Consider the following 1,891-nt stretch of genomic DNA (forward strand, 5'->3'; position numbering starts at 1 on the left):
CTTCGACGTTGCGCAGGTCGCATGGAATGAACAGCGGCGCGGCATGTCCGTCGGCCGCAATCGCGTCGACCAGACGTTGGGATGGTTCTTCGGCCATGTCAACGAAGGCGACGCGGCTGCCCTGGGCGCAGAAATGGCGCACCAGGCTTTCGCCGATGCCGCTGCCGCCGCCTGTTATGAAGACGCTGCGGCCCTTGAGGCTTGGATAGATCGCGTAGCCGATTTCATCCGTCATCGCGCGCCTCTCTAGTGCGAATGTCGAGGAATGCCGGCATCGCGCCGGCCGACGAGAAAGTCGAAATCGCAGCCCTTGTCGGCCTGCAGCACGCGCTCGACATAAAGGCTCTGGTAGCCGCCCTCCGGCGACGCCGGCGGCTTCCAGTCACGCCGGCGGATGGCGAGCTCCTCTTCCGACACCAAAAGTTCCAACCGGCGGCCGGCGACGTCGAGCTCGATGAGGTCGCCGTCGCGCACCAGCGCCAGCGCGCCGCCTGCGGCTGCTTCCGGCGCCACATGCAGAACCACGGTGCCGTAGGCGGTGCCGCTCATGCGCGCGTCCGAAATGCGCACCATGTCGGAGATGCCTAGCTTGAGCAGTTTGGCCGGCAGCGGCATGTTGCCGACCTCGGCCATTCCGGGATAACCGCGCGGCCCGCAGTTCTTCAGCACCATCACCGAGGTGGCGTCGATGTCCAACTCCGGATCGTCGATGCGGGCGTAGTAATGCTCGATGTTTTCGAACACCACCGCCTTGCCGCGATGCTGCATCAGCTCGGGCGTTGCCGCGGACGGCTTGATGACCGCGCCGTCAGGCGCCAGATTGCCGCGCAGGATCGAAATGCCGCCTTCCTTGGTCAGCGGCTGGCTCAGCGGCCGGATCACCTCGCTGTTGTAGTTCGGCGCGCCGTCGATCAATTCACCGATGGTCTTGGCGCTGACGGTCATGGCGTCGCGATGAAGAAGCCCCACTTCATCAAGCGACGCCATGACCGCAGCTAGCCCCCCGGCGTAGTAGAAATCTTCCATCAGGAACCGGCCCGACGGCATCAAATCGACAATAGTTGGAACGTCACGACCTAGGCGGTCCCAGTCTTCGAGGCTGAGATCGACACCGATCCGGTTGGCGATGGCGATCAGATGCAGCACCGCATTGGTCGAGCCACCGATCGCGCCGTTGACGCGAATGGCGTTCTCGAACGCTTGCCTGGTGAGGATCTCCGCGATCCTAACGTCCCTGCGCACCAGATCGACGATCTGGCGTCCGGCCATCTGGGCGAGCACGCCACGGCGCGAATCCACCGCCGGGATCGCGGCATTGTCCGGCATGCCGATGCCGAGCGCTTCGACCATGCTGGCCATGGTCGAGGCTGTGCCCATCGTCATGCAGCTGCCCGCCGATCGGCTTTGGCCCTGCTCGGCGGCGAGAAAGTCGGCAACCGGCATGCGGCCGGCTTTAACCTCCTCGGCGAATTTCCAGACATGGGTGCCCGAGCCGATATCCTGTCCGCGGAACTTGCCGTTGAGCATCGGCCCGCCGGAAACGGCGATGGTCGGCAGGTTGCACGACGCAGCCCCCATCAGCAGCGCCGGTGTGGTCTTGTCGCAACCGACCAGCAGGATGACGCCATCGATCGGATTGCCGCGGATGGACTCTTCGACATCCATGCTGACCAGATTGCGAAACAGCATGGCGGTGGGGCGCATGTTGCTCTCGCCCAGCGACATCACCGGGAATTCGAGCGGCAGGCCGCCGGCTTCATAGACGCCGCGCTTGACGTGGTCCGCCAGCGCCCGCAGGTGGGCATTGCACGGGGTCAATTCCGACCAGGTGTTGCAGATGCCGATCACCGGGCGGCCGTCGAAAGCGTCGGCGGGAATGCCCTGGTTCTTC

2 protein-coding genes are annotated in these 1,891 nt (G+C 64.7%); both read right to left on the reverse strand.

Going from position 1 to position 1,891, the window contains the following annotated elements:
- A partial coding sequence (locus tag ENZ75_RS30500; protein ID WP_128278572.1) for an SDR family NAD(P)-dependent oxidoreductase occupies window positions 1-235 on the reverse strand: 235 nt, incomplete at its 3' end.
- 11 nt (window positions 236-246) lie between these two features.
- Window positions 247-1,891, reverse strand: a 1,645-nt coding sequence (locus ENZ75_RS30505; RefSeq protein ID WP_164888132.1) for an IlvD/Edd family dehydratase, incomplete at its 5' end; no start/stop codon positions are given.

Source organism: Mesorhizobium sp. M7A.F.Ca.CA.002.04.1.1 (genome assembly GCF_004022805.1).
Taxonomy (GTDB): domain Bacteria; phylum Pseudomonadota; class Alphaproteobacteria; order Rhizobiales; family Rhizobiaceae; genus Mesorhizobium; species Mesorhizobium ciceri.